A 23,978-nucleotide genomic window follows, 5' to 3' on the forward strand; every position below is an offset into this window, starting at 1 on the left:
CGGATGTACCAGACCGGTGACCGGGTGAAGTGGACGGCGCAGGGGCAGCTGGCGTTCGCGGGTCGTGCGGACGACCAGGCGAAGATCCGTGGGTTCCGGATCGAGCCGGGTGAGGTGCAGGCGGTGGTGGCCGCGCACCCGCAGGTCGCACAGGCGGCCGTCGTCGTGCGTGAGGACGTGCCCGGCGACAAGCGCCTGGTCGCCTACCTGGTCCCCGAGGACAGCGAGGCGGACCGGGTTGAACTGACCATCGCAGTCCGGGCGTTCCTGTCGGGGCGGCTGTCGGAGTACATGGTGCCCTCGGCGGTCGTGGTGCTCGACGCCCTGCCGCTGACGGTCAACGGCAAGGTCGACCGCAAGGCCCTGCCCGTCCCCGACGCCGGCGCGTCCGCGAGCCGTGGCCAGGACGACTTCGGCACCGCGACCATGATCGAGAGCACGATGTGCGGGGCGTTCGCGGAGGTGCTCGGCCTGGAGAGCGTGGGGGTCGACGACGACTTCTTCGCCCTCGGCGGGCACTCGCTGCTCGCGGTCACGCTGGTGGCACGCCTGGAGGCGCGAGGCGTGTCGATCTCGGTGCGCAACGTGCTCGCGGCCCCCACCGTCCGTGGACTGCTGAAGGGGATGAGCCTGTCGTCGCTCGACGACGCGATGGGAGTGCTGCTGCCGATCCGGGCCGACGGGACCAAGCCGCCCTTCTTCTGCGTCCACCCCGCGGGCGGGTTGAGCTGGGCGTACATGCCGCTGGCACGGTGCGTTCCGCAGGACATCCCGCTGTACGGACTGCAGGCTCGCGGCCTGGACGGCACCACCGAGTTGGCCCGCGACCTCCGCGAACAGGCGGCGGACTACATCGAGCAGCTCCGCACCGTGCAGAGGAGCGGGCCCTACCACCTGATGGGCATGTCCTCCGGCGCGAACGTCGTGCACGAGATGGCCGTGCAACTGCGGGAAGCGGGGGAGGAGGTCGGCGCCCTGGTGCTGTTGGACGGGTACCCGCCTGTGCGCGGGACGGCGGTCGAGCCGCAGGAGGAGGATCCGACCTTCGGAGCGGAAGCCGTCAGGCCCGCGGACAGGGCCGAGCCGAGCGCCGACCGGGTGGCCTACCTGATGGACCTGGTCCGCAACGAGGTGGGCGAGACGCTCGGGGAGCTGACCGACGAGGAGGTCATGCGGATCGTGCGGGTCTTCCACAACAACGGTGACCTCGCCCGTGGTCACGACTACGGCAGCTTCGACGGGCCGACGCTGCTCGTCGTCGCCACCGAGGGCAAGCCGGAGAACGAGGCCATGGTGGACCGTTGGACGCCGTACGTGTCGGCGGACATCGCTCAGGCAGAGCTGCGGTGCCGGCACTTCGACCTGGCCAAGCCGGACACCCTGACCCAGGTGTGGGCCGCCGTCTCGGCGTGGCTGGGGTTGGAGGGATGATCCCTCGCTTCTCGTGATCGATCGCCCGCCCGCGCCGGCGCTGCCGGCGGGCGATCCGCATGGCCGTCCCGGCTCCCGGCGGCCAGGACCACGTGTGTGCTCGGCGCCGCCAACGCATCTTCCACAAAAGGTAGTTGCTGAGAATGCCGCAGTTGTTCACACCCGCCACGTGCGGGTGGTGACGGCTAGCATCAGGCGCATGACTATGAACCCTTCCGACTCGCCCGCGCACGCGGACTCCGCCGCGGACGGCGCGTTCCCCTTCGTCCTGTCGGCCCCCGCACCGGGCGTACCCGTTGCCGAGTACCTGCCGGGCACCCGTCCGCTGATCCGCGAGCGTCTGCGCGACAACGGCGCCGTCCTGCTGCGAGGGTTCGACATCGGCGGCGTGGACGGGTTCGAGGATGTGGTGCGCGCGGTGTCCGGCGAACCGCTGACCTACGCCGAGCGCTCCTCGCCGCGCAGCACCATCAAGGGGAAGGTGTACACCTCGACCGACTATCCGCCCGCGGAGGAGATCTTCCTCCACAACGAGAACTCCTACCAGGCGGATTGGCCGCTCACACTGTTCTTCCACTGCGTGCAGGCGCCGGACACGCTCGGTGCCACCCCGCTGGCCGACACCCGCCGGGTCCTGGCCGGGATCGACCCCGCCGTGCGCGAGGAGTTCGCCGCTCGGGGCTGGATGGTGGTGCGCAACTTCACCGAAGGTTTCGGGGTGCCCTGGCAACAGGCGTTCAACACCGATGACCCCTCGGAGGTCGTGGCGTACTGCGCGCGCAACGGGGTCGAGGCCGAATGGACCGCCGGCGGCCTGCGGACCCGCGCGCGCCGCAAGGCCGTGCACCGCCACCCGGTCACCGGCGAGCCGGTCTGGTTCAACCACACCGCCTTCTTCCACGTGACCACGCTCGGCGAGGACGTGTGCGGTGCGCTGCGCGAGATGTGCCCCGACGAGGACCTGCCGACCAACACCTACTACGGTGACGGGAAGGTCATCCCGGACGAGCTCGTCGCCCACCTGCGTGACTGCTACCGCGCCGAACAGCGGCGCTTCGACTGGCAGCTCGACGACGTGCTGCTGATCGACAACATGCTCGCGGCGCACGCCCGCGAGCCGTTCACCGGCCCGCGCAGGATCGCCGTGGCCATGGCCGAGCCCTTCTCGGCCGTTCAGAACTCCGACACCCTCGTGTAGGCGGAGGGGTTCGGACGGTGGCAGTGGCCAGGTCCACCGGTCGCTGTCGCGTGCAGCACAACGGGCCCGATCGATCACCGGTTCAGTGAACCCCGTGGTCGATCGGGCCCGTGCCGTGCCCTGCCGTGCCGTTCGGCGGAAACCCCGCTCGGGCGGCCGCGTCACTCGCTGTGCAGAACCTGCGCGATGGTGAGCCGGGCTGCGGACCTCGCCGGGATCAGCGCACCGATGACGGCGATCGCCACGCCCGCGAAGGCCAGCAGGATGATCAGCCACGCGTGCCAGCCGTTCAGCATGGCGTCCGTGAAGTCGATCCCCGCCGCGCGGCCCATCGCCGGCACCACGAGGCTGTTCACCAGGACCCCGAGTGGCAGTCCGATCAAGCTGCTGACTGCGCCCAGAACCGCCATCGAGGTCACCATCATCGCGGTCACCTGTCGCGGTGTCATGCCGATGGACTTGAGCATGCCCAGGTCACGTCGGCGCTCGCGGGTGTTGAGCACCACGGTGTTGAAGACACCGAGTGCGGCAACCGTGGCCAGCATCAGCGTGAAGAGCGACGCGAAACTGACGATGGTCAGAGTCCCCTGGTTCAGCTCGTCAGAGTGCTTCTGGGGGTAGAGGCCGGGACCGGCCTGATTCTTGAACGCGGTAACGAAGGCGTCGGCGTCAGCGCCCGGGGCGAGCCCGACCATGTAGCTACTGGCCCGCTGGGCCGGTGTGAGTTCCATCAGGGTGTCCCAGTTGGAGAGCACACCGTCGGGGTCGTAGGCCATCAGCTGGCCGACGACGGTCACCGGGACCTGCTTGTCTCCCACATCCAGGGTGACCTTGTCGCCGACGGCCATGCCACGCTGCCTCAGGAAGCCTCCCGAGACGACGATCTGCCCCGGCCCGTCCAGCCAGTGCCCCTTGACCATCGTGTAGTTCAGGCTTTCGGAGTCCCCGCGAAGGAACAGCCCGTTGAGACTCTGCGTGGTACCGGCGAAGGTGATGTTCTGCCACGCGCTGGCGGTGACGTGGACCGCGCCCAGGGAGCGCATCATCGACTCCGCCTGGGCATCGCTCATCGTCGGTGCGGGCTGATCGGCACGGTGGCCGCCGACGTTCACATCGACCTGGTAGGTGCCGTTGAGTTCCTCGGCATTCCCATAGGCGGTCATCGTGTGCGTCAGGCCGCTGGCAAGGGTCACGGTGGTGACGCCGAGGATGATGGCCGCCATGGTCAGTGCGGTGCGTGCCGGGCGGGTGAAGGGCAACCCCAGCCCGAGGCTGATGGAGCGCGGCAGCTGAGAGGCGCCGAGCCAGCGCTGGATACCCAGCGCGCGCCCAGCCCGCGGGGCACTGCCCGCGCTGATCGCCTGGGCCGCGGAGAGGCCGTGGGCCCGCAAGGCGGGGCCGAGTGCGGCAAGGGCGACCACCGCGGGCATGCCCAGCAGCGACACGGCATCCACCCAGTAGGCGACACTCACGTCCTGGACCCCGAGCCCCTGGAACGCACCGATCAACAGCGGTTGGGCCAGGAGGTTGCCGAGGAAGACACCGATCACGCAGCCGACGATCGCGGGAACGGAGATCATCAGGACGTAGGCCGCAGCCACCTGATTCGGTGTGAAGCCCAGTGCCTTCAGGACTCCGATGTGCTTGAAGCCCGAGACGACGGCGCCGCTGACCACATTGGCGACGATCAGGAGGGCGACCACCAGGCCGAGGATGCCGAACGTCATCAGGAACGGGACGTAGGCGTTGGTCCGGCTGGCGACGTCCTTCTTCAGGGTGAGGTAGGACTGGGAGCCGGTCAGTGCACCCTGTGGCAGGTCGTTGGCGACCGTCGCCACGTCCGTGCGGATGTCATCGTCCGTCCCGGAGGCAGCGAAGCGGTACAGCATCTGGCTGGCCTTCGGATGCAGGGCCGTGAGCTGGTCCGGTGTCACCCATCCGTCGCCCGACTGGCTCACGCTGGAGGCGAAGCCGACGACCTGGAGTTTCGATCCGTCAGGCAGCGCGATCGAGAAGTCGGGGAAGGACGAACTGCTGCCGGAACCGGACGGGCTGCGGTTCAGGGCGATCTCGCCGGGCGCTGCGGGCCAGCGGCCGGCCCACAGGTTCACCTGGTCCACCGGAGTGGCCGCATCGGTTCGGCCCACCACTGTCAACGGTCCGGCCGCGATGCCCCGAGTCCCGTCGGGGACGTTGACGATGGCCTCGGGGAACGGGCCGGCGGCGGCCTTCACTCCCTGGCTGTGCGCCGTCTGCGCCAGTTGCGCGTCCGACACCTTGGAGCTGTCGAAGGTGGCTACGAGGTGGGCGCCGTTCTGCTGGGCGAACGCGTCGTCGAAGGGGGCCGCGGCGGCCGCCATCAGGGCGAGTGCGACCACGATCGTCGCAGTGGAGAGCAGGACGACGACGCCGATGATGGTCGTCTGCAGCTTTCGGCGCTTCACGGCTGCCCGTGAGGCCCGCCACACGGCGCTCATGCGATCCGCCCCATCGTGCTCTCGCGCGCCACCTTGCCGTCGGCGAACTCGATCAACCGACTGGCGCACCGCTCCGCCAGACGCGGGTCGTGCGTGACCATCAGCAGGGTCTGGCCCATCTGGTTGAGGTCGATCAGCAGGTCCATCACCTGCTCGCCGGACTTGCTGTCCAGGGCGCCGGTCGGCTCGTCGGCCAGCAGCAGCGCCGGACGGTTCATCAGGGCGCGCGCCACCGCAACCCGCTGGCGCTGACCGCCGCTGAGCGTGCCGGGATAGCTGTTGCGCTGCTCGGCAACGCCGAGCTCGTCGAGCAGCTCCAGGGCGCGCTTGCGGGCCTGCGAGGCCTTGCTGCCGGTGAGCTGCGCGGCGAGCGCGACGTTGTCCAGGGCGGGCAGGTCGTCGATCAGGTTGAAGAACTGGAAGATCATCCCGATCCGCCGACGGCGGAAGAGCGCCAGCCCCGTCTCGTTCAGCTGTCCCAGGTCCTCGCCGTGGACGGTGATCGTCCCGGACGTCGGTCGGTCCAGCCCCCCGATCATGTTGAGGAGAGTGGACTTGCCGCAGCCCGAAGGCCCCATCACCGCGACGGCTTCGCCCGCCAGAATCTCGAGCGAGACGCCGTTCAGGGCCGCCGAGTCGCCGTACGTCTTGTGCACGCCGTCAAGGCGTACGATCACCTGTCCGGAACTGTCTACAGAGGTCATGCAAGTAATCTAGAAGTGCGGGTGCCGCTGGGGCATCCGTCTCCGGAAGTACCTTTTCGCGGGTGTCATCCGAGAGATGTACGCCGTCCGAGGCGGTGCCGCGAGATGCACGCAGCCCGGATATGACGGGATGCGCAAAATTCACATGTGCGGCACTCGAACGGCCGGATCAGACGGCGCCGGCTTCCGCTTCCACCGACCCGTAGTGCTCGCGCACCCAGTCCGGCCGGTAGACGGTGTCCACGTAGCGCTCGCCCAGATCCGGCGCGATGGCGACCGCGATCGCCCGGTCGCGGCTGGCGCCGTGGTCGGCGAACCAGCGCGCGGCGCCGGCCACGACCGTGCCGGTGGATCCACCGAACAGGAACCCGCGGCCGGCCAACCGGTGGCAGGCCCGGATCGTCTCGGCCTCCGGCACCAGGACCACGTCGTCCACCACGGACTCGTCCAGCAGCGGTGGACGCACCCCGGAACCGAGGCCGGGGATCATCCGGCGCTCCGGCCGGCCGCCGAAGACGACCGAACCCACGCTGTCCACGGCGACGATCCGCACCTCGGGGCGGTGTTCCTTGAGCCAGCGCGCGCAGCCCATCAGCGTGCCGGTGGTCCCGGCCCCCACGAAGAGCAGGTCGAGCTCGGGAAACTGCTCGGCGATTTCGGGCGCGGTCAGCCGGTGGTGGGCCAGCCAGTTGTTGGCGTTGGTGTACTGGTTGAGCCAGACGTAGCGTTCGTCGCCGGCGGTCAGCCGCCGCACGCGGTCCAGCCGGGCGCCCAGGAACCCGGTTTCGGGGTCGGGCTCGGTGACCACCTGGACCTCGGTGCCCAGCGCCTCCATGATCTGGCGGGTGGCCGGGTTGCACCGGGAGTCGGTGACGCAGACGAAGCGGTAGCCCTTGCTCGCCGCGATCATGCTGAGCGCGACGCCGAGGTTGCCGGAGGAGGACTCCACCAGCACCGAGTCGAAGCCGAGAAGCCCGCACTTCTCCGCCATCTCGACCATCTCGAGGGCGGCCTTCTGTTTGATCGAACCGGAGAAGTTGAATCCCTCGCACTTCAGGTACAGAGGGATTTCGAATGAGGGCGCCAGATCGACGTACAGGTTGTCCGTGTTGAATTCGTGGGGCGCCGAAATGATCGGCATCATGCCTCCCGGTTCAGTACTCGGTTGGAAGGAGCCGCCGCCGCTCAGCCGTACCGGCGCAGCTCGTGGAAGAAGTCCTCGACCACCACCAGCTCCCCGGCCGCGAGCAGGGAGTCGTAGACGTGCTTGCCGACCGCGAGGTCGAGCACCCCGAGCCCGAAGGGGGAGAAGATCACCGGGCGGTCGGTGGCCGGGCGCAGCGCGCCGGTGAGCACGTCGTTGAGCGTCCCGTCCACGAACTCGCGGTTGCCGGTGCGCTGTTCGGCCAGGTGCAGCGAGGTGTCCGCCTTCAGGCAGTGCTCCACGTCGTCGACGATGTTGGTGGCGCCCAGCACCACCTCGGGAGACAGGTCGCGCAGCGAGACGTGGAGCACCACGGGGTTGTGCGAGAACCAGCCCGGATCGGTCACGTGCGGGGCGCCGGCGGTGGTGGCGAAGACGATCAGGTCGCTGTTCCGGATCAGCTCCTCGGCGCTCTGCGCGATGGTGACCTGGGTGGCGCCGTCGCCGGAGCGCTTGAGGTAGTCGGCGAAGCCGCCGGCGTGCTCGGCGGACAGGTCGAAGACCCCGGCCTCGTCGAAGGACCAGCCGGTGCCTGTCAGGTACTCGTTGATGTAGCGGGCGATCAGGCCGACACCGAAGAACCCGATCCGCCGCGGGCGGCGCCCGGCCTCGGTGAGCTTGTCGGCGGCCAGCGCCGCGGAGGCCGCGGTGCGGGTGGCGCTGATGATCGAGCTCTCCAGGCACGCCAGCGGGTAGCCGGTGGCGTGGTCGTTGAGGATCAGCACGGCCGAGGCCCGGGGGATGCCGGCCGGCACGTTCTGCGGGAAGCTGGAGATCCACTTGATCCCGTCCACCTGGACCTCACCGCCGATCGAGGCGGGCAGTGCGATGATCCGGGAGGTGGGACGGTCGGGGAAGCGCAGGAAGTACGAGGGCGGGTTGACCGTGTCACCGGCGCCGTGCGTGCGGTACGCGGCCTCGACGAGGTCGACCAGCTCCCGGTGCCGGTTCTCGAGGACCCGGTGGACCTGGCCGCCGGAGACCACGGCGAACGAGGGAACTGCGGCGTTGTCGGACATCTGATGCTCCATTGTCGATGATTGACGGTCAGTCTGATCCGGTCAGGGCAGGACGTGGCCCGTGATGCGGACCGGATCGCCGTGGATGACGACGATCTCCCGCTTGCCCTCGTACGGATCGCGGCTGTGCGCCATCCGCAGGTTGTCGACCAGCAGGACGTCGCCGTTCTGCCACGGCTGTCCGAACGCGGCCTTGAGATAGGCCTCGTTGATCGTCTGGACGGTCTCGTCGGAGATCGCGCCACCCTCGCCGTACGCGGTGTTGAAGGGCAGGCCGTCGGGGCCGTACACGTCGACCAGGTAGTCGCGGATCGCCGGGTCCATGGTCCGTTCGTTGAGGAAGGCCACCTGGTTGAACCAGACCGGGGCGCCGGTGTGCGGATGGCGGATCACGGCGGCGCGCCGCTGCCGGGTGCGCAACTGGTCGCCGGGCAGCCACTCGTGCTGCAGAGCGGCGGCCGCGCAGTAGGCGTCGACCTCGGCGGGGTCCTTCGTGCCGAACGCCTCGCTCCAGGCGACGCCGACCTCGTGGTACATCCGGGTGAGGAGCCAGCCCTCGCGGGCGAACCGGTCCACCAGCTCAGCCGGCAGTGACTGCAGGACGTCCTGCGAGTCGGCCACCGAGGTGTTCCCCCCGACGGCCGGGGCGGTCAGGCAGCCGAAGACCAGGGTGCTGGGGACCTCGGCGGCATGGCTCACCTCGTGGTGCATGCACATCGGCTCGTCGGCCGGCCACTCGGTGGAGGAGTACACGGCCTCGGCGTAGGAGCTGCGGGGAGCGAACCGCTCGCGCTCGGTCATGCGCTCGACACCCAGAGCCGCCGCGACCTCGGCCACCTGGGCCGCGGAGCGGACCCCCAGGCCGCGCACCAGCACCACCCCGTGCTCGACGAGCAGCGCGCGCACCTGCTCGCGCTGCTCGGCCGCCCAGCGGGCTGCCCCGCCGGGGCCGGGGGTCGCCGCTACGATCCGAAGGTTGCCGGGCATCGTCGTGGAGGTCACGGGATCTTCCTCTCGGGGGAGTCGGGGTGTACAGCGGTGCGCTCCAGCAGTGCCGCCACGTCGGCGACCGTGGGGGTGCTCGCGAGGTCCTTGACCGTCACCACCCGGTCCAGCGCGATCGCCAACCGGATCGCGGTCATCGAGGTCCCGCCGAGTTCGACGAACCGGGAGCCGCGACCGATCCGCTCCATCGGGACCTTGAGCAGCTCGGACCAGAGCGCGGCCACCCTGCGCTCGGAGGCGGTGGCAGGGGCCTGGAACTCGTCCGCGTCGGTGGCTGTTTCGGTCTCGGCCGCCAGTCGCGACAACGCCTTCCGGTCCGTCTTGCCGTTCGCGGTGAGCGGCAACTCCGCGACGTGGTAAAGGCGTTGTGGGACCATGTAGGCGGGCAGCCGCTCGGTCAGGGAATCCCTGACCAGCGCCGGGGAGGGGGCGGTCGATCCGCTGAAGTAGCCCACCAGTTGCGGCGCTTGGCCGCTTCCGGCGACCACCACGGCGCCGTCGCGCACGCCCGGCACCTGGAGCAGTCGGTTCTCGATCTCCCCGATCTCGATCCGGAAGCCGTTGACCTTGACCTGCGAGTCGCGCCGGCCCAGGTACTCCAGCGTGCCGGAGGGCAGCCATCGGCCGAAGTCGCCCGAACGGTAGAGGCGTTCGCCCGGCCGGTGCGGATCGAGCCCGAACGCGGCCTTGGTGCGCACCGGGTCGTTGATGTAACCGCGGCCGACGCAGACGCCGGAGAAGACGATCTCCCCGGGCGCGCCGAGTGGCACCGGGTTGAGCCGCTCGTCCACCACGTAGACCCGGACGTTGCGGACCGGCCGGCCGATCGGCACCGAACGGTGCTCCGGCACCCGGTCCATCACCTCGTGGTTCGTGTCGTCCGACGTCTCGGTGAGGCCGTACGCGTTGACCAGGCGAACCCCGGGGAAGGCGGCGAACCAGCGCTGCGCCAGCTCCTTCTTGAGGGCCTCGCCGGTCACCGAGACGCAGCGCAGCCGGGGCAGCCGGTGGGGCCGCTCCTCCAGCGCGGAGAGCACCACCTCCAGGTAGGAGGGCACCAGTTGGACCACCTCGATGCCGCCCTCGTCCACCGTCTCGATGAACCGGTGCACGTCGAGGACGGTCTCCTGCTCCACGAGGTGGGTGCGACCGCCCACCAGCAGTGCCGAGACCAGCTGCCAGAGCGAGATGTCGAAGCACTGCGGCGCCGTCTGGGCGACGGTCTGACCCTCCTCGATCCCGAGGTCCTCGATCTTGGCCAGCAGGTGGTTGAGGAATCCGGCGTGCTCGCACATCGCACCCTTGGGCTCGCCGGTGGAGCCCGAGGTGAAGTAGATGTAGGCCAGCTGATCGGCGGCGACCGCAAGGTCGAGGTCGCCGGTCTCCCGGTCGAGCCCGTCCTGGTCGGAGTCGTCCGCCAACAGCTCGTCGAGGAAGGACAGTTCGACGTGCTCGAAGCCGGCCAGTGCCTCGGCCAGGTGCGGGACGCCGCGCGCGGCCAGCACCCGGCGACTCTCGCTGCGGCCCAGCACCGTGGCGATCCGGTCGGCCGGGAAGTGCGGTTCGAGCGGCAGGTAGCATCCGCCCGCCTTGAAGACCGCCAGGACCGCGGCCAGCCACTCCAGCGTCCGCTCGGTCACCACGGCGACCACGTCCTCGGCGCGCAGTCCCCGCCGGTGCAGCGACCAGGCGATCCGATTCGCCTGGTTGTTCAACTCCTGATAGCTCCAGCTGCGTTCGCCCTGAACGGCGGCGATCCGCTCGGGGTGGCGGCGCACCCGCTCCTGGAACAGCTCGTGGAACCGGCGGTCGGGCAACGGGCGGGTCGGACCGGCGAACTCCTCCAGCTGGCTACGGAGTTCGGCCGGTGAGAGCAGGCTGTGCAGGGTGTGCGGCGCCTGCGGGTCATCGGTCAGCCGGCGCAGGGCCGTCAGCAGGTACCCGGCGACCCGGGGCGGGCTCACGTACTCCTGGGCTGCGACGCCCTGCCAGGCCGCTTCCGCCTCGCTCCGTCCCGGTTCGACGGCCGTTCTGGCGATCAGATCGCCCCAACCCTCGTCGCTCGACCCGAGATCCGGGGAGCCGGTGAGGGTCGCCGCCACCTTGAGGCGGGCGGCCAGGTGGATCGTCTCGACGGCGACGCCGTACCGGTCGGCCAGCTGCCGGATCGTGCCCGTGAGTTCGTTCGGTACCACGGGCAGGTACTCCGTCACCGCCGTGCCCCTGCCAGAGCGGTTCGCGGTGTCTGTCATGAGGGTGCCCTAACGCTGGAGGAACGTCGGATCGGGAACGTCGGTGCGAGGCGAGGACGGCTCGCAGGTTCAGGCGGTACCGGCCGCGGAGGCCTCGGGCTGGAGCTCATCGCTCGACTGCTGCGCGAACTGGGTGCGGTACAGCTCGGCATAGAGGCCGCCGGCCTCCAGCAGTTCCTCGTGGGTACCGCGCTCGCGGATCCGGCCGGCCTCCACCACCAGGATCTGGTCGGCCTCACGGATGGTGGACAGCCGGTGGGCGATGACCAGTGAGGTCCGGCCGGCCAGGGCGCTCTTCAGGGCGCGCTGGATGGCTGCCTCGGACTCGGAGTCCAGGTGCGCGGTGGCCTCGTCGAGCACGACGATCGGCGGGGACTTCAGCAGCAGGCGGGCCAGCGCGATGCGCTGCTTCTCGCCGCCGGAGAGCCGGTAGCCGCGGTCGCCGACCACGGTGTCCAGACCGTCGGACAGCGCGACGACGGTGTCCCAGATGCGGGCCGCGGTGCAGGCCTGGACCAGGTCGTCCTCAGTGGCGTCCGGGCGGGCGAAGAGCAGGTTGGCCCGCAGCGTGTCGTGGAACAGGTGGGCTTCCTGGGTAACCACGCCCACGGTGTCGCGCAGCGACTGCAGGGTCAGGTCCCGGATGTCGCGGCCACCGATCCGCACGGCGCCCTGAGTGGCGTCGTACAGCCGGGGCACCAGCTGGGTGATGGTGGTCTTTCCGGCGCCCGACGGGCCGACCAGCGCGGTCAGCTTGCCGGCCGGTGCGACGAAGCTCATCCCGTCCAGCGTCCACGAGTCGTCGAGGCGCTCGGGCCGGCGCAGCGCAATGTTCTCCAGGGAAGCCAGGGAGACCTCGTCGGCGCTGGGATAGCGGAAGAAGACGGAGTCGAACGCGATCTCCGGTGCGAGGGCCTGGCCGGCGGCGGGCAGCGACTCGGCGTCGGGCCGCTCGGCGATCAGGGGCTGGAGGTCGAGGACCTCGAAGACCCGGTCGAAGCTGACCAGTGCGGTCATCACGCTGACCTGCATGCCGGAGAGCGTGTTGACCGGGCCGTAGAGCTGCAGCAGCAGCGTGACCATGGCGACCAGGGTGCCCAGGCCGATGGCGCCGTGGACGGCGAGGGTACCGCCGATGCCGTAGACCAGCGCGGTGGTGAGCGCGGTCAGCACCGTCACGACGACGAAGAGCAGCCGGCTCCAGACCACGCCCACGACCGCGATGTCGCGGACCTTGCCGGCCATCGAGGCGAACAGCGAGTTCTCCTGATCGGGCTGGCCGTAGAGCTTGGAGAGCATGGCGCCGGAGACGTTGAACCGCTCGTTCATCAGCGACCCCATCTCGGCATCCAACTGCATGCCCTGCCGGGACAGCCGCTGCACCCGTTGACCGATCATCTTGGCGGGGAACAGGAAGAACGGGAGCATCACCAGCGCGGCGATGCTGATCTGCCAGGAGAGGTAGAACATCGAACTGAGCACCAGCACCAGCTTCAGCAGCGTGGAGACAGCCTGGGACAGCAGCGTGGTGACGGCCTGTCGGGCACCGACGATGTCGGTGTTGAGCCGGCTGACCAGCGACCCGGTCTGAGCCCGGGTGAAGAAGGCCAGCGGCTGCCGCTGGATGTGCGCGAACACCTTGGTGCGCAGGTCGTAGACGAGCCCTTCGCCGATCCGGGCGGAGAACCAGGTCTGCGCGTAGATGGCGACGGCGTCCACCAGGGCCAGACCCGCGATGGTCAAGGACAGCGTGACCACGACGGAGAGCTTCTTGGGCATGATGCCCTGGTCGATGATCACCTTCAGGATCAGCGGGCTGGACGCCGCGATGACGGCGTCCAGGGCCGTGGTCAGCAGCAGCAGGGCGAGTGACCACCGGTAGCGTAGGGTGAACGGGAGGATCCGGCGTACCGTGCCGGTCTTGACCTTCTGTCGGGTGACCGCGGAGTCGTCCAGCCGAAGTCCGATGCGGCCCTGCCTGCCGTTCATTCGTGCGGGTACCTCTCGCTCATGGGTCGGGGTGACGGTGCGTCAGCAGAAACCGGCCGTCCCGGACTCGGTGTGGGGACCGAGCCCGGGACGGCCGGAGCGGGCTGCTACCAGCGCCACTCGCGCTTGTTGAAGAGGTGCTCGGCGGTGAAGTTCCGCTCCTTGCACCAGCCGAGGAACTCCTCGATCTGCTTGAGCTGGTAGGTGTCCTCGTGGTACGTGGTGGCCATCACGTGACCCTGCCAGCTCTCCTCGCCCATGGCGTAGATGTAGGCCTCGGTGGCACCCAGCTCGAGCATGATGTCGCCGGCCTGGGCGGCATTGGAGCCGGAGAGCTTGCGCGAGTCGCTCATCTTCTTCGTGACCGGCTTGGTGAGCAGGCCGCCGTAGAGCCAGGTGAGCGGCGCGCCGTCGCACTCCATGCCCAGGAAGGCCATGTCGACCTGGCCGAGGTGGTTGCGGACGTAGCGGTAGAGCACCGGGTCGATGCCGGAGGAGTCGGCACCGACGAAGACGTTCTTGCCGGCGAGCTCGACCCAGAAGGTCGACTTGCTGCGGATGTCCAGGTCGGAGTGCTCACCCAGGAACGGGGTGGAGACGATGCGGCCGCCCTTGAACGTCACCTCGTCGAACTCCTCGACCTCGATCACCGGCATGCCGATGGCCTTGAGGTAGAGGCCCATGGAGGGGTCGGAGGTGTTGCCGCGCGAGGAGCGCGGGACGACGACGGCGCCGACCCGGCCTTTCAGCTGGAGCAGGGTCTCCAGGACGATGTGGTCCTGGTGGCCGTGCGTGATCAGCACGTAGTCGATGTAGTCCGGCAGGTCGTCCAGCGTGTACCGGTCGCCCTTGCTGTTGTCCGTGCTGATGAACGGGTCGGTCACGATGGAGACGTCGGGCGTCTGCAGCACCAGGCAGGCGTGGCCGAAGTAGCGGATCCGGCCGCCGTCCTCGATGTGCCGGTCGGGGGACAGGCTGGGCTCGGTGCTGAGCAGCGAGTCGAGCTGCTTGGCCTGGGCCTCGTCGAGGCCCAGGGCCTCCACCAGGCGGGCGGTGGTGGTGGGCTTGACCCGGGCCTGGAACAGCTCCTCGATGCCCGGGTGGTTGAACGGGATCTGCAGGTCGATCACGTCCGGCGAGGGCAGGCGCGGGGTGCTGAGGATGAAGGGGCGCTCGATGCCGTTGTCCAGCGAGAGCTGGATGGACTGGCGGCCCTCGTCGTAGGCCGGGCTGTGGTACGCGATGGGCTCCAGGAAGTGCAGCGAGGCCTGGTTGCTGGTGTCGTAGGCGATCTCGACCAGACCCTTGAGCGCCTCGGGCAGCTTCGGGTAGAGGGGGGTGAGGTCGAAGCCGGTCGCGTTCTGGCGGACCAGCTCCTCGCCCTCGGCGATGGCGTCGGCGAAGGCGAGCATGTCCGCCCGGTCCTTCTTGATCGACTCGAGGAGTGCGGCGACCTCGGGGGCGCGGTCCTCGGGGATGTTGATGAAGTAGCCGCCACGCAGGTCAGGGTTGTTGCTGGCGGCGACGTGCACCTGCGGGGACTGGAGGTACGACTCCAGCAGCGGGACCTGGAGGAACGCCAGGTTCATCGAGGCCTGGACGGGCGCGAATGTGAACATCCAGGCGTAGAACCTGTCGACCAGCGGCTCGATGACCACGTTCGAGCGGAGATACCGCTGCTCGCTGTTGTCGCCCATGTTTTTCCTCCATCAGGAATTCTTGGGCCGAACTACGGACCTGGGATTTGCATGGCGGAGCCGCCGGCTGGCCGTATTCGACGGGAAAGAAGAAAGCGGCCGTTGGCCACTGGATATACGTTCCGCTCGCACACAATTCGTTGCATGCCGCGGTGCTACGGCTCCTCACTATGGCATCGCGCCGCAGTGCTGATCAAGGCTGGTCGGTCGCCGTCGCACCGCCGCCCTCCGACGTGCGGGGAAGCGTTCGCGTTCGGGGAAACCGCTGCCACCGATCACGGATCGGAGTGAACTGCGGAGCGTTCAGAGCCTGTTCACATGCGGCACGGCGGCACTTGAACGCGCCCGCCCGCGCGTGGGGGACCATGACCCGACGATTCGGCCGTTCGGGATTTTTGGCGCGGGGCGGCGTGAGGGGAATTCGGTGCCTGCACGGAAACGGCGGTCCGGGAAATGCGGATTTCCGCCGGACGGATACCGCGCCGCGAGCCGGCCCGCTCGCCGGTCCCATCAGGACGGGGCCGGCCGGCCCGGGAGCGGTGACCGGTCAGTTCTTGTCGAGGAACTCGATGATCGCGGTGTTGACCGCCTCGGGGTGCTCCAGGTTCCCGAGGTGACCGCAGTCGGGGAGCAGGACGAAGTCGCAGTCGGGGATGGCGTCGGCGACCTCGGCGACCAGGTGCGGCGGGCAGATCATGTCGTCGGCGAAGCCGATCGCCCGGCAGGGCACCGTGATCCGACGCAGCGCCTCCCGGCGGTCCGAGAGGATGTCGACCGCGTACTGGCCCTCGGCGGTGCCGTTGCCGCCGCCGGTGAGCTCGAAGATGTCCAGCCAGCTGCTGCTTTCGGCGTCCCGGGCCAGGGTGGCGGGGGAGAGCATCTCCAGAGCCGTCCGCATCGCCTGGTACTTGGGAGGCAGCGTGATGCCGCTCTCGCGCAGCTCCCGGTCCCCCGCCGACATGGCCAGGCGCGTCGCGTCGGAGCGCGCCCGGGCGGCGATCAGCACCGCGCAGCGCACCAGGTGCGGGGCCCGGATCGCGAGCTCCTGGGCGATCGCGGCACCGAGGGACGTTCCGACGATGCGGCACGGTCCGAGGCCCAGCGCCTCGATCAGGCCCTTGGTGTCGGCGACCATGTCGGCCATGGAGTACGCACCGGGGGGCGCGTCGGAAGGGGCGATGCCGCGGTTGTCGAAGACGATCGTCTCGTAGCCGGCCTGGTTCAGCGCGGGGGTCTGGTGCATGGTCCAGACGTGACCGGCCGCCCCGGAACCCATGATGAGGAGCACGGGTTCGCCCTGGCCGGAGCGCTGGTAGGCCAGCCGGATCCCATTGGTGCTCACAAACGGCATGGCGCGCCCTCGTTGACGGTCGTCGCGTGCAGGAAGTCTCCTGGGCGCCGCCGGAGCGGCAACGCCGTTTTTCACCATGGCATTCGCTCTGCGGGCCGATCAAGAGCCGCCGACCGCCTGCCCGTTGATGCCGCGGCTCACTCCCACGCCGTTCAACTGACGCCCTGCCGCAGTTGAACGGCTCCCCGCCCGGGCGATGCGGCGGCCCGGCGGCGGGTGCGCGTTTCAAGAGCCGTGCGGCGCCTCGGAGTGTTGATCGACCGCATGCCTCGGGGCCATCCTGCTAGAGGCGAGCGCACCCTGTGTGCGGCGAAGCCGGCGCAGGCCGCCGGCGCCTTGGACTTCGAAGTGGGCGCTGGGCTCGGGCACGCGCTGGGCTGCTCGATGTTGGTCGTGTTCTCCTGGAGGGATGGTCGCAGATGCCCGATGAGCGGCTTCTGCGGCCGAAGGTCATGAGTGAGTCACTGATGGACGGGTTCTGCGCCCGGCCCTCCACGATTGCGCCGGTTCAGGCGGCCGTGAGCCGAGCGGCGCGCAGGACCGCCACGTCGGGGGCCGCGTTCATCAGCGTGGACGGCACCGCCGGTGACCGGTGCACGTCGGACGTCCTGCCGATCCGAGACAGCCGATGGCGGTACCCCGGGCCGTCGCGCCCCGAGTGGATTCCCCGTAGTACCGACCGTCGTTTGGCCACCGACCTTCCAGGAGGTATCTCCATGGCTGTACAAGACATCGCCTATTTCGAGTTGTACACACGCGACAAAGTGAAAACTGTCGATTATTTCGTCTCAGCCATGGGCTTCACGCGGGTCGCGGACTGCGTGGAGGTCGACCGGAGTTCGGTGCTGCTGAGCCAGGGTGGGGTGCGGCTCCTCGTCACCTCCGGCCGGGGCATCTGGAGGTTCCTGGAGAAGCACGGTGACGGAATCGCCGATATCGCGATGACCTGTGACGACGTCGCGGCGACCCGCCGCGCGGCGCTGGCGGCCGGCGCCGAGCCGGTCGGCACGCTGCGGGAGTACCCGGTGGTCTCGGGCTTCGGCGACGTCTCCCACACCCTGCTCCCGGCGAACGGCGGCCTGGTGGACGGGCTGCCGGTCTGCCGCAGGTGGACCCCCACGCGGATGGAGCCGGCCGCGGAGGCGGGGCGGATCACCGCGTTGGGCCATGTCGCGGTCTGCGTCAACGCCGGCACCCTGGCGCAGTACGCCGACTTCTACCGGGACGCCTTCGGCTTCTCCCGTCACGCCGGCGAGTGCGTGGCCCTCGGCGGGCAGGCGATGGAGGCGGTCGTCGTCCGCAGCGCCTCCGAGCGCGTCGACATCACCCTGGCCGCGCCGGATCCGGGGAGGGACCCAGGCCGGCTCGACGCCTTCCTGGAGCGCAACGGCGGCCCGGGCGTGCAGCACCTCGCCTTCCTGGTCGAGGACATCGTTCCCGCGGTGCGTGAATTCCGTGGCCGCGGCATCGAGGAGCTGCGCGACGCCCACCTGCCCGCTGACCGCGATGAGTGGGGCCCGCTGCCGCAGCTGTTCAGCCGCTCGCCCCACGAGGCCGACACGCTCTTCTTCGAGCTCATCCAGCGCCGGGGCTCCCGGGCCTTCGGCAGCGCCGACATCGGGGCCCTGTACGAAGCCGTGGAGCGCGACCGGCTGGCTTCCCGGTGACCGCCCCCGGCCAAGCCGCGGCCCACGGCGCGGACCTGTGGAAGCAGGAGCTGCACGGCAGCGTCAGCGACCCGGTGCTGGACACCATGAACTTCCTGAACGAGATCACCCACCGTTACCCTGCGGCGGTCTCCTTCGCACCGGGCCGCCCCTACGACGGCTTCTTCGAGACCGAGCAGATCTTCGAGCACCTGCGCCGCTACCTGGACCACCTGGAGGCGAACGGGGCCTCGCCCGCGCAGATCCGCTCCGCGCTCTTCCAGTACGGCCCGACCAGCGGTCAGATCCGCGAGCTGATAGCCGACTGGCTGCGCCAGGACGAGTCCATCGACGTCTCCCCGGAGTCGATCGTGGTCACCGTCGGCGCCCAGGAGGCGATGTTCCTCGCCGTGCGGGCGCTCATCGCGGGGCCGCAGGACGTTCTGCTGGTCTCCAGCCCCTGCTACGTGGGCATCACCGGCGCGGCCCGCCTGCTCGACGTCGACGTGAGCGCGGTCGCGGAGGGCGAGGACGGTTTCAGCTGCGCCGACCTGGAGGCGGCGATCCTCGCCGAGCGGGCGCGCGGACGCCGACCCCGCGCCTTCTACGTGATCCCCGACCACTCCAACCCCTCGGGTACCACCATGTCCCTGGAGGTCCGCCGGGAACTGCTCGAACTCGCGGCCCGTCAGGACATCCTGCTGCTGGAGGACAGCCCCTACCGGCTGGTCAGCCCGGGCAGGCAGCTGCCGACCCTCAAGTCCCTGGACCGCGAGCGCCGGGTCCTCCACCTGGGCTCGCTCTCCAAGACGCTCTTCCCCGGCGCCCGGGTGGGCTTCGCCATCGCGGACCAGGTGGTCGCCGACGGCGTCGGCGGCACCGGACTGCTGGCGGACGAGCTGACCAAGATCAAGAGCATGGTCACGGTGAACACCTCCCCGGTGAGCCAGGCCGTCGTTGCGGGGATGCTCCTCGCCGCCACCGGCCGCACCGCCGAGGTCAATGCCGAGACGGCCGCGTACTACGGCGACGCGATGCGGGTCACCCTCCAGCAGCTGGCGGAGAACTTCCCGCTCGAGGATCGGGCCGCTCTCGGCGTCCGCTGGAACGAGCCCAGTGGGGGCTTCTTCCTGGCCCTCGACGTCCCGTTCCGCGCGGACAACGCCGCGCTGGTGCGCTCGGCGGAGGAGTTCGGGGTCATCTGGACGCCGATGTCCTACTTCTACCCGCACGAGGGCGGCGAGCAGAGCCTGCGGCTGTCCGTCAGCTATCTCACCCACGCGGAGATCTCGGACGGCATCAAGCGGCTGGCCGCCTTCATCCGAACCCAGGCCGCCCAGGCCTGACCCACCACCACGGAGGGAGCGGGTGCCCCCCGCCGAGCGTCCGGGGCCCCGGTGATCGCGCCGCACCGGTCACCCGCGTGCGGCACGACCACACCGTCCCCACCTGCGCGGTCAGCTCGGCGAGCGGCTCTCCCCCGGAGCGGAGGGATGCCCCCGGGCCGCCCCCGGGCTCAGGCCAGCTGCTCCAGGGCGATGGTGAAGGCGGTGCTCGCCAGGCCGGTGAGGTCGGGGGAGCGGTCGTGGCAGCGGTGCAGGGCGGTGGCGATGGTGCGCGAGACGTCGTCGAAGACGGCGGTGTCGGTGATCCGGGCGGTGCTGTCCATGAGCAGGGCGAAGGTGCGGGCCATGCCGCAGTTGGCGAGGAAGTCGGGGATGACGGCCACGCTCTTGTCCGCGTGCTCGTAGGTGGGGCCGTAGAAGATCTCCGGGTCCGCGAAGGGCACGTTGGCGCCGCAGGCGATGACCTCCAGGCCGCCGGCCGCCAGGCGGTCGACCTGCTCGCGGGTGACCAGGCGCGAGGCCGCGCAGGGCAGGAAGACCTCCGCTCCCAGGTCCCAGACGCGGGCGTCGACCTCGGCGGGGGTGAGCAGGCCGGGCGCCCGGAGGGTGTTGCCGCGGCGGTTCAGCAGGAGCTCGCGGACCTCGTCGAGGCCGAAGCCGTCCGGGTTCAGCAGGCCGCCCTCGCGGTCGATGATGCCCACGACGCGGGCACCCGACTGCGCCGCGTAGTAGGCGGCGGTGGCGCCCACGTTGCCCCAGCCCTGGACGACGACGCGCTTGCCGGCGAGGTCGCCCCCGTAGGTCGCGTAGAAGTGCCGGACCGACTCGGCCACGCCCCAGCCGGTGATCAGGTCCGAGACCGTGTACCGCCGCTCGGGAGCGGGGGAGAACCGCGGGTCCTCGACGACCTTGGCCACGCCCTGGCGCAACTGTCCCACCCGGCGCACCCGGTCGGCGGGGCCGTAGTGGCCCTGGACGACGCCCTCCTGCGGGTGCCACAGGCCCAGGCTCTCGGTGAGCGGGACGACCTCCGCCCCCTCGTCCACGTTCAGGTCGCCGCCGGTGCCGTAGTAGCTGCGCAGCAGCGGGGTGATGGCCTGGTACCAGCGGGTGAGGACGCCCTCCTTGCGCGGGTCGAGCGGGTCGAAGTCGATGCCCGACTTCGCGCCGCCGATCGCCGGACCCGAGACGGTGAACTTGATCTCCATGGTCTTGGCCAGCGACTCGACCTCGTGCCGGTCCAGGCCGGCCCGCATCCGGGTGCCGCCGCCGGCCGCGCCGCCGCGCAGCGAGTTGATGACGACCCAGCCCCGGGCCGGTGTCTCGCTGTCGTGCCACTCGAAGACGATCTGCGGCGCTCTCGCCTCGAAGGCGGCCAACTGGGTGATCACGACTGCTCCTTGGGGAGGTGCTGAGAGAAGTGGGGGTGGGCGGTGGCGGGCAGGACGCGCCCGGCGACCTCGCCCAGGCCGATGCGGGTGCCGCCCGGGCCGGGGGCCGTGGCGCGGATGACGACCTCGTCGCCGTCCTCCAGGAAGCTGCGCACCGAGCCGTCCGGCAGGGTGAGGGGCTCCTGGCCGCCCCAGCTCAGCTCCATCAGCGAGCCGCGCTCGTCCGGCCCGGGGCCGCTGACGGTGCCGGAGGCGAAGAGGTCGCCGGGCCGCAGACAGGCGCCGTTGACCGTCATGTGCGCCAGCATCTGCGCCGGGGTCCAGTACATCGACGCGTACGGCGGGTGGGAGATCGGGTGCCCGTTGAGGAGGACCTCCATCGCCAGGTCCAGGCCCCAGGGCTGACCGCCCGTCAGGTAGGGCAGTGGCTGGGGGTCCTGGACCGGCGGGCTGGTCCTGGCGTGCTCGAGCGCGGCGAGCGGCACGATCCAGGCGGACACCGAGGTGGCGAAGGACTTGCCGAGGAAGGGCCCGAGCGGGACGTACTCCCAGGCCTGGATGTCGCGCGCCGACCAGTCGTTGACCAGGCAGACGCCGAAGACGTGGTCGGCGAACTGGGCCGGGGCGAGGGGCCGGCCGGGCTCGGTGCCCGCGCCCACGACGAAGCCGACCTCGGCCTCGATGTCCAGGCGCACGCTGGGGCCGAAGGAGGGCAGCGCGTCGGCGGGTGCCTTGCGCTGGCCGTTCGGCCGCGGCACGGGGGTGCCGGAGACCACCACGGTGCCCGAGCGGCCGTGGTAACCGATGGGCAGGTGCTTCCAGTTGGGGGTGAGCGGGTCGGATCCCGGCCGGAACATCCGGCCGATGTTGCCCGCGTGGTGCTCGCTGGCGTAGAAGTCCACGTAGTCGCCCACGGCGACGGGCAGGTGGAGCCGGACCTCGTCGAGCGCCAGCAGGGCGGGCTCGACCCTCGCGCGCCACCGCTCCTCGGTGAGCAGCTCGGTGATCCGCGCCCGGACCTCGTCCCAGCGTGAACGTCCCTGTGCCAGGAAGGCGTTGAGGGTGGGCTCGGCGAAGACCGGATCGTCCAGCACGGCCGCCAGGTCCAGGACCCGGTCGCCGATACGGACGCCCGCGAGCGGGCCGGTGTCCGGGGTCGAGAAGACCCCGTAGGGCAGGTTCGCCAGGCCGAAGGGGGAGTCCGGCGGAACGTCGAGCCAGGTCATGCGTCGGTCTCCTGCGGGTGGCGCACCAGAGCCAGTGCGGTCAGGTCGGTGATCGGATCGGTGATGCTGCAGGTCCCGAAGGACAGGAAGCGGGTACGGGCGTGCGCGAGCCGGCCGTCCTCGGCGGCCGCGACGACCTGCCGGGCCACCTCCCGCGGCTCGCGCTGCGCGAGGATCGCCGCCAGCTCCGCCTCCTGCCCGCCGTGCAGGGCGGCGGCCGTGGCCAGCAGCAGGTTGAGGAAGCCGTGCTGCTCCAGCGTGCCGTCCGTGTGCCGCACGGCGTGGTGCAGACCCGCCGTGCACTTGAACGGCAGCTCGCGCCGGACGGCGGCGAGCACCGAGTGGGCCAGCTCGGCCTCGTCCGGGTGCGCCTGCGGGACCAGGCCACCGGTGCGGAACTTGGCCCGGTACCGGGTGCCGGCGAGGGCGTCGAGGACGGCCGAGCGCCGCTCGTCGCGGGGAACCTCGACGTAGCCGGTGGCGCCGTCGGGCAGCTGCGCGTCCAGCGCCGCGAGCGCCTCGGCGACCAGGACCGACGGCGGCAGCGCGACCTCCACGGCCACCAGCCGGCCCGGCGGGCGCTGCTGCCAGGCGTGCAGCACCTCGGGCAGGCCGCAGGGCCCCTGCGGCAGCGTGAGGCTCAGCTCCAGCGGAGCGTCCACCTCACCGGACCGGTCGGCCGGGCAGACGAACGAGCCGACGAACGGCGCGTACCAGGCCGAGCGGTGGCCCTGGTGCGCCGGAACCGCCTGGAGCAGCGGCAGGTCGCCCGGGGGGAAGACGGCCGCGTCGTCGAACAACCCGTGGAAGGCGCCTTCGAGTTCGGTGCTCACTGCGCACTCCCCTGCTGCCGGGCCCAGGTCCAGGCGTAGTTCGGGTCCTCGGACCCCTGCCCGGCGACGCCGAGCCCCAGCGGGCGGAAGGTGTCGACCATCACCGCGAGCTCGTCGAAGAACTCGGCGCCGATGCTGCGCTCGTAGGCGCCCGGCTGCGGACCGTGCGAGTGACCGGCCGGGTGCAGGCCCACCGAGCCCTGCCCGATGCCGGAGCCCCGGCGCGCCTCGTAGTCGCCGCCGCAGTAGAACATGACCTCGTCCGAGTCCACGTTCGCGTGGTAGTACGGCACCGGCACCGCGAGCGGGTGGTAGTCGACCTTGCGGGGAACGAAGTTGCAGATCACGAAGTTGGGACCCTCGAACACCTGGTGCACGGGTGGCGGTTGGTGCACCCGCCCGGTCACCGGCTCGAAGTCGGCGATGTTGAAGGTGTACGGGTACAGGCAGCCGTCCCAGCCCACCACGTCGAAGGGGTGGCGCTGCTGGACGTGCACCGTGCCCGCCTGCCCGCCCGGTCCCGCGCCGCGGTGCCGGACGTACACCTCGCTCTCGCCACCGGCGACGACCAGCGGCTCGGCCGGTCCGTGCAGGTCCCGCTCGCAGTACGGGGCGTGCTCCAGCAACTGCCCGTAGCGGGACAGGTAGCGCTTGGGCGGGGTGATGTGGCCGTCCGCCTCGATCACGTAACCGCGCAGCGGTGCGCCGCCGTCCGGGACCCAGCGGTGCGTGGTCCCGCGCGGCAGCACCACGTAGTCCCCGGAGCGGACCGGCAGCACGCCGAAGGTGGTCTCCACCGTGCCGCCACCGGACTCGACGTAGACGCACTCGTCCCCGACGGCGTTGCGGTACAGCGGACTTGCCGCGTCGGCCAGCACGTAGGACAGCCGCACGTCGGCGTTGCCCAGGACCAGCCGGCGGCCGGTGACCACGTCCACGGACCCGGCGCGCTCCTCGGTGAAGAGCGCGTGCGGGCGGAAGTGCCGTGGCAGCAGCGGGGCGTTGGGCACGGTGCGCTGGTCCGGCAGCTCCCACGCGCGGGCGGCGACCAGCGCGGAGGGGATGCCCTCGTGGTAGAGCAGCGAGGAGTCGCTGGAGAAGCCCTCCTCGCCGACCAGCTCCTCGTAGTACAGGCCGCCGTCCGGGCGGCGGTGCTGGGTGTGACGCTTGGGCGGGACGTGGCCCACCCGGCGGTAGTACGGCATGTCG

General features: G+C 70.4%; 17 protein-coding genes. 4 read left to right on the top strand and 13 right to left on the bottom strand.

Translation table 11 applies throughout. The annotated features are described in order from the left end of the window. Together ABD323_RS18645 and ABD323_RS18650 are read left to right on the top strand one after the other, a co-directional pair. On the top strand, positions 1-1,431 hold a 1,431-nt coding region (locus tag ABD323_RS18645; RefSeq protein ID WP_344442824.1), incomplete at its 5' end, for a thioesterase domain-containing protein. 199 nt (positions 1,432-1,630) lie between these two features. Continuing rightward, positions 1,631-2,629: a TauD/TfdA family dioxygenase gene (locus ABD323_RS18650; protein WP_344442825.1), complete on the top strand. Its 999-nt coding sequence runs from the start codon at positions 1,631-1,633 to the stop codon at positions 2,627-2,629. Positions 2,630-2,790: 161 nt separating this feature from the next. Here ABD323_RS18650 and ABD323_RS18655 read toward each other — a convergent pair whose 3' ends face one another. From ABD323_RS18655 to ABD323_RS18695, 9 genes are all read right to left on the bottom strand, one after another. Continuing rightward, complete coding sequence (locus tag ABD323_RS18655) at positions 2,791-5,106, bottom strand: ABC transporter permease (RefSeq protein ID WP_344442826.1); 2,316 nt, start codon at positions 5,104-5,106, stop codon at positions 2,791-2,793. Continuing rightward, the gene (locus ABD323_RS18660) at positions 5,103-5,810 is read right to left on the bottom strand and encodes an ABC transporter ATP-binding protein (protein ID WP_344442827.1); all 708 of its coding nucleotides are present in this window, start codon (positions 5,808-5,810) and stop codon (positions 5,103-5,105) included. Before ABD323_RS18660 ends, ABD323_RS18655 begins: the two co-directional genes overlap by 4 nt. Positions 5,811-5,979: 169 nt before the next feature. Continuing rightward, positions 5,980-6,951, bottom strand: a complete 972-nt coding sequence (sbnA, locus tag ABD323_RS18665) for a 2,3-diaminopropionate biosynthesis protein SbnA (RefSeq protein ID WP_344442852.1) — start codon at positions 6,949-6,951, stop codon at positions 5,980-5,982. Positions 6,952-6,995: 44 nt separating this feature from the next. Next, positions 6,996-8,033: a 2,3-diaminopropionate biosynthesis protein SbnB gene (gene sbnB / locus ABD323_RS18670; RefSeq protein WP_344442828.1), complete on the bottom strand. Its 1,038-nt coding sequence runs from the start codon at positions 8,031-8,033 to the stop codon at positions 6,996-6,998. Between the two features lie 42 nt (positions 8,034-8,075). After that, positions 8,076-9,035 (bottom strand): TauD/TfdA family dioxygenase, encoded by a 960-nt coding sequence (locus ABD323_RS18675; RefSeq protein ID WP_344442829.1) that lies wholly within the window; start codon positions 9,033-9,035, stop codon positions 8,076-8,078. Beyond that, entirely contained in the window at positions 9,032-11,290 is a 2,259-nt protein-coding gene (locus ABD323_RS18680) for a non-ribosomal peptide synthetase (RefSeq protein WP_425556057.1), read from the bottom strand. The genes ABD323_RS18675 and ABD323_RS18680 overlap by 4 nt, the downstream gene beginning before the upstream one ends. A gap of 69 nt (positions 11,291-11,359) precedes the next feature. Next, complete coding sequence (locus ABD323_RS18685) at positions 11,360-13,279, bottom strand: ABC transporter ATP-binding protein (protein WP_344442830.1); 1,920 nt, start codon at positions 13,277-13,279, stop codon at positions 11,360-11,362. A gap of 107 nt (positions 13,280-13,386) precedes the next feature. After that, positions 13,387-14,976: an MBL fold metallo-hydrolase gene (locus tag ABD323_RS18690; RefSeq protein WP_344442831.1), complete on the bottom strand. Its 1,590-nt coding sequence runs from the start codon at positions 14,974-14,976 to the stop codon at positions 13,387-13,389. A 547-nt stretch (positions 14,977-15,523) separates the two neighbouring features. Next, positions 15,524-16,327: an alpha/beta fold hydrolase gene (locus ABD323_RS18695; RefSeq protein WP_344442832.1), complete on the bottom strand. Its 804-nt coding sequence runs from the start codon at positions 16,325-16,327 to the stop codon at positions 15,524-15,526. A gap of 716 nt (positions 16,328-17,043) precedes the next feature. Here ABD323_RS18695 and ABD323_RS18700 point away from each other — a divergent pair. Both ABD323_RS18700 and ABD323_RS18705 read left to right on the top strand, forming a co-directional pair. Beyond that, positions 17,044-17,994 carry a VOC family protein gene (locus ABD323_RS18700; RefSeq protein ID WP_344442833.1) on the top strand — a complete coding sequence of 317 codons (951 nt, stop codon included), beginning with the start codon at positions 17,044-17,046 and terminating at the stop codon, positions 17,992-17,994. Beyond that, positions 17,991-19,319: an aminotransferase-like domain-containing protein gene (locus tag ABD323_RS18705; RefSeq protein WP_425556058.1), complete on the top strand. Its 1,329-nt coding sequence runs from the start codon at positions 17,991-17,993 to the stop codon at positions 19,317-19,319. The genes ABD323_RS18700 and ABD323_RS18705 overlap by 4 nt, the downstream gene beginning before the upstream one ends. A gap of 170 nt (positions 19,320-19,489) precedes the next feature. Here the strand turns inward: ABD323_RS18705 and ABD323_RS18710 are convergent, their stop codons facing one another. From ABD323_RS18710 to ABD323_RS18725, 4 genes are read right to left on the bottom strand one after another with little or no spacing between them, the layout of a single operon-like run. Continuing rightward, entirely contained in the window at positions 19,490-20,710 is a 1,221-nt protein-coding gene (locus tag ABD323_RS18710) for a Glu/Leu/Phe/Val dehydrogenase dimerization domain-containing protein (RefSeq protein ID WP_344442834.1), read from the bottom strand. Next, entirely contained in the window at positions 20,707-21,936 is a 1,230-nt protein-coding gene (gene fahA, locus ABD323_RS18715; protein ID WP_344442835.1) for a fumarylacetoacetase, read from the bottom strand. The genes ABD323_RS18710 and fahA overlap by 4 nt, the downstream gene beginning before the upstream one ends. Beyond that, positions 21,933-22,769, bottom strand: a complete 837-nt coding sequence (locus tag ABD323_RS18720) for a hypothetical protein (RefSeq protein ID WP_344442836.1) — start codon at positions 22,767-22,769, stop codon at positions 21,933-21,935. The genes fahA and ABD323_RS18720 overlap by 4 nt, the downstream gene beginning before the upstream one ends. After that, a complete protein-coding gene (locus ABD323_RS18725) occupies positions 22,766-23,974 on the bottom strand; it encodes a homogentisate 1,2-dioxygenase (protein ID WP_344442837.1) in 1,209 nt (402 codons plus the stop codon). Before ABD323_RS18725 ends, ABD323_RS18720 begins: the two co-directional genes overlap by 4 nt. Positions 23,975-23,978: the final 4 nt, after the last annotated feature.

The sequence above is a fragment of the Kitasatospora nipponensis genome, from assembly GCF_039528135.1.
Taxonomy (GTDB): Bacteria; Actinomycetota; Actinomycetes; order Streptomycetales; family Streptomycetaceae; genus Kitasatospora; species Kitasatospora nipponensis.

Bases quoted from the DNA above. Each gene is read 5' to 3' on its own strand.
- ABD323_RS18650 (WP_344442825.1), top strand. From the start codon at position 1,631: ATGACTATGAACCCTTCCGACTCGCCCGCGCACGCGGACTCCGCCGCG.
- ABD323_RS18655 (WP_344442826.1), bottom strand. From the start codon at position 5,106: ATGAGCGCCGTGTGGCGGGCCTCACGGGCAGCCGTGAAGCGCCGAAAG.
- ABD323_RS18660 (WP_344442827.1), bottom strand. From the start codon at position 5,810: ATGACCTCTGTAGACAGTTCCGGACAGGTGATCGTACGCCTTGACGGC.
- sbnA (WP_344442852.1), bottom strand. From the start codon at position 6,951: ATGCCGATCATTTCGGCGCCCCACGAATTCAACACGGACAACCTGTAC.
- sbnB (WP_344442828.1), bottom strand. From the start codon at position 8,033: ATGTCCGACAACGCCGCAGTTCCCTCGTTCGCCGTGGTCTCCGGCGGC.
- ABD323_RS18680 (WP_425556057.1), bottom strand. From the start codon at position 11,290: ATGACAGACACCGCGAACCGCTCTGGCAGGGGCACGGCGGTGACGGAG.
- ABD323_RS18685 (WP_344442830.1), bottom strand. From the start codon at position 13,279: ATGAACGGCAGGCAGGGCCGCATCGGACTTCGGCTGGACGACTCCGCG.
- ABD323_RS18690 (WP_344442831.1), bottom strand. From the start codon at position 14,976: ATGGGCGACAACAGCGAGCAGCGGTATCTCCGCTCGAACGTGGTCATC.
- ABD323_RS18695 (WP_344442832.1), bottom strand. From the start codon at position 16,327: ATGCCGTTTGTGAGCACCAATGGGATCCGGCTGGCCTACCAGCGCTCC.
- ABD323_RS18700 (WP_344442833.1), top strand. From the start codon at position 17,044: ATGGCTGTACAAGACATCGCCTATTTCGAGTTGTACACACGCGACAAA.
- fahA (WP_344442835.1), bottom strand. From the start codon at position 21,936: ATGACCTGGCTCGACGTTCCGCCGGACTCCCCCTTCGGCCTGGCGAAC.
- ABD323_RS18725 (WP_344442837.1), bottom strand. From the start codon at position 23,974: ATGCCGTACTACCGCCGGGTGGGCCACGTCCCGCCCAAGCGTCACACC.